Here is a 3,298-nt window from a genome sequence, read left to right as displayed (position 1 = left end):
ATGCAGGCGCCGGCGGTGGCGGCGCGGCTGGCCGAGCGCCTGCCGTACCTGGCGGTCAGCGACTGGACGCGCCAGCACGTCAATTTCTTTCGCGCCGTGCGCACCGAAAAGACGGTGATGTTCATCATCTTGTCGCTGATCGTCGGCGTGGCGGCGTTCAACATCATCTCGACGCTGGTCATGATGGTGGCCGACAAGCGCGCCGACATCGCCATTTTGCGCACCATGGGCGCCACGCCCGGCAGCGTGATGGGCGTGTTCGTGGTGCAGGGCGCGGTCATCGGCGTGGTCGGCACGCTGCTGGGGCTCATCGGCGGCGTGGCGCTGGCGCTGAACGTCGCCACGCTGGTGCCGTGGCTGGAGCGCACGCTGCACGTGAGCTTGTGGCCGTCGGACGTGTATTACATCTCGAGCCTGCCGTCGCGCCTGCAGGCGGGTGACGTGACGCGCATCACCGGCCTTGCGCTGGTGCTGTCGCTGCTGGCGACGCTGTACCCGGCCTGGCGCGCCGCCCGCACCGATCCCGCCGAGGCGCTGCGTTATGAATGATTCGACCGCCGTGCTGGAAGCGCGCAAGCTCGGCAAGACCTACGCCGACGCCGGCGGCGCGCTGACCGTGCTCAAGGGCGTGGACCTGCGCGTGGCGGCCGGCGAGAGCGTCGCCATCATGGGCGCGTCCGGCGCCGGCAAGAGCACGCTGCTGCACCTGCTGGGCGGGCTCGATGCCGCCAGCGAGGGCGAGGTGTGGATCGACGGCCGCAGTCTCACCAACCTTGGCGAGCGCGAACGCTCGCGCCTGCGCAACCGCTCGCTGGGGTTCGTCTACCAGTTTCACCACCTGCTGGACGAGTTCACCGCGCGCGAGAACATCGCCATGCCGCTGCTGATCGGCGGCCTGGCGCCGGCCGCCGCGGGGGCAGCCGCCGATGCCATGCTGGCGCGGCTGGGCCTGGCCGCGCGCGGCCACCACAAGCCGGGGCAACTGTCCGGCGGCGAGCGTCAGCGCGTGGCCATCGGCCGGGCGCTGGTCACCCAGCCGCGCTGCATCCTGGCCGACGAACCAACAGGCAACCTCGACCCGCACACCGCCGAGCACGTGTTCGGCCAGCTGGTGGAGGTGTGCCGCGAGCGCGCCGGCGGGCTGGTGGTGGTCACCCACAACCCGGAGCTGGCGCGCCGGCTCGACCGGCGCCTGCTGCTGGCCGACGGCCGCCTGACGGCGCTGGCCTGAGAGCGTGTAACCGCCCGCGTGTCCTTACAATACCGGCCCACCCCGCACTCGCCCCACCCGCTACATGAACGCCGCCGACCGCCCGCCGCCGACCCACTTCATCCGCCAGATCGTCGAGCAGGACTTGGCCCGCGGCAAACACACGCGCATCGTCACCCGCTTTCCGCCGGAGCCGAACGGCTACCTGCACATCGGGCACGCCAAGTCGATCTGCCTGAACTTCGGCCTCGCGCAGGAGTTCGGCGGCGTCTGCCACCTGCGTTTCGACGACACCAACCCGGCCAAGGAGGACCTCGAATATGTCGAGGCCATCCAGCGCGACGTGCGCTGGCTGGGTTTCGACTGGGGCGACAAGCTGTTCCATGCGTCGGACTACTTCGGCCAGCTGTACGACTACGCCGTGCACCTGATCGAAGCCGGCAAGGCCTACGTGTGCAGCCTGAGCGCGGACGACATTCGCGCCTACCGCGGCACGCTCACCGAGCCTGGCCGCGACAGTCCGTACCGCACGCGCAGCGTGGACGAGAACCTCGACCTGTTCGCCCGCATGCGGGCCGGCGAGTTCCCGGACGGCGCGCACGTGCTGCGGGCCAAAATCGACATGGCCTCGCCCAACCTCAACCTGCGCGACCCGGTGCTGTACCGCATCAAGCACGCGCCGCACCCGCTCACCGGCAACGCCTGGTGCATCTACCCCATGTACGACTACGCGCACTGCGTGTCGGACGCGCTCGAGGGCATCACCCACTCGCTGTGCACGCTCGAGTTCGAAGACCACCGCGCGCTGTACGACTGGATCCTCGACCAGCTGCCGGTGCCCTGCCATCCGCGGCAGATCGAGTTCTCGCGCCTGAACCTGTCCTACACGGTGATGAGCAAGCGCCGCCTGCACGAGCTGGTGGAAGGCGGCTACGTGGCCGGCTGGGACGACCCGCGCCTGCCGACGCTGTCGGGCCTGCGCCGGCGCGGCGTGCCGCCGGGCGCCATCCGCGAGTTCTGCGCGCGCATCGGCGTCACGCGCAAGGAGAACGTCATCGACGTGGCGCAGCTCGAAACCTGCATCCGCGAGGCTCTGGAACAAGACTCGCCGCGCGCGCTGGCGGTGCTGCGCCCGCTCAAGGTCGTCATCGAAAACTACCCCGCGGGCGACACCGAATGGCTGGACGCGCCGCGGCACCCGCAGCGGCCGGAGCTCGGCAGCCGCCGCCTGCCGTTCGGCCGCGAGCTGTACATCGAGCGCGACGATTTCATGCCGGAGCCGCCCAGGGACTTCCACCGTCTGGCGCCGGGCCGCGAGGTGCGCCTGCGGTTTGCCTATTTCATCCGCTGCGAGCGCGTGGTGACCGATCCCGCCACCGGCGAGGTTGTCGAACTCATCTGCAGCTACGATCCGGCCACGCGCGGCGGCAGCGCCCCCGACGGGCGTAAGGTGAAAGGCACCATCCACTGGGTGGACGCGAAGCACGCGCTGCCCGCCGAGGTGCGCCTGTACGACCGCCTGTTCGCCGTGCCGGACCCGACTGGCCACGACGACTACCTTGCGCTGCGCAACCCGCATTCGCTCGAAGTGCTGCACGGCTGCCTGCTGGAACCCGCGCTGGCCGACGCCGACGGCACGGTGCAGTTCGAGCGCCTGGGCTACTTCACGCCCGATCCCGACAGCCGCCCCGGCGCGCCGGTGTGGAACCGCACCGTGTCGCTGCGCGATACCTGGGCCAAGCTGGCGGCGCGCGGGTAGCGAAACGCCAGAGCACAACAACGGCATGTTCGAACAGCTCAAAAACAAAGGCTTTCAGGTGCTCGCCCTGCACCACGCCGAAGCCATCCTCAGGCATGACATGCCGCAGGCCGTGGCCGAGTTGCAGGAAGCCCTGTCGGCGATCGAAATTCCGGTGGAGGAGCTGGTGCGCGGGGGTGGCGGCGAAGGCGCCATGACGCAGCGCCTGCGGCGGGCGCTCGCCGATGACTACGGCTGGCGCAAGCACAACTTCGAGATCAAGAAAAACGTCGACGGTGTGCAGAAGGAGTCGATTTCTCACCAGATCGACCACGTCAAGCGTTTCGCCG

At 69.6% G+C, this 3,298-nt stretch carries 3 protein-coding genes and 1 pseudogene; all 4 read left to right on the top strand.

The window, feature by feature from the left end; translation table 11 throughout:
• Positions 1 to 549 (top strand): FtsX-like permease family protein (locus tag PHC73_RS03770; protein WP_300124653.1); only part of this gene is annotated, 549 nt, incomplete at its 5' end.
• The gene (locus PHC73_RS03765; protein WP_300124649.1) at positions 542 to 1,231 is read left to right on the top strand and encodes an ABC transporter ATP-binding protein; all 690 of its coding nucleotides are present in this window, start codon (positions 542 to 544) and stop codon (positions 1,229 to 1,231) included. The genes PHC73_RS03770 and PHC73_RS03765, both read left to right, overlap by 8 nt.
• Before the next feature lie 64 nt (positions 1,232 to 1,295).
• Positions 1,296 to 2,969: a glutamine--tRNA ligase/YqeY domain fusion protein gene (locus PHC73_RS03760; protein WP_300124646.1), complete on the top strand. Its 1,674-nt coding sequence runs from the start codon at positions 1,296 to 1,298 to the stop codon at positions 2,967 to 2,969.
• Positions 2,970 to 2,994: 25 nt separating this feature from the next.
• A pseudogene (locus PHC73_RS03755) lies at positions 2,995 to 3,298 on the top strand (BglII/BstYI family type II restriction endonuclease); the annotation flags it as partial.

Source organism: Immundisolibacter sp., from assembly GCF_028696615.1.
In the GTDB taxonomy this organism is placed as follows: Bacteria; Pseudomonadota; Gammaproteobacteria; order Immundisolibacterales; family Immundisolibacteraceae; genus Immundisolibacter.
This window is presented reverse-complemented; position numbering and strand designations above follow the sequence as displayed.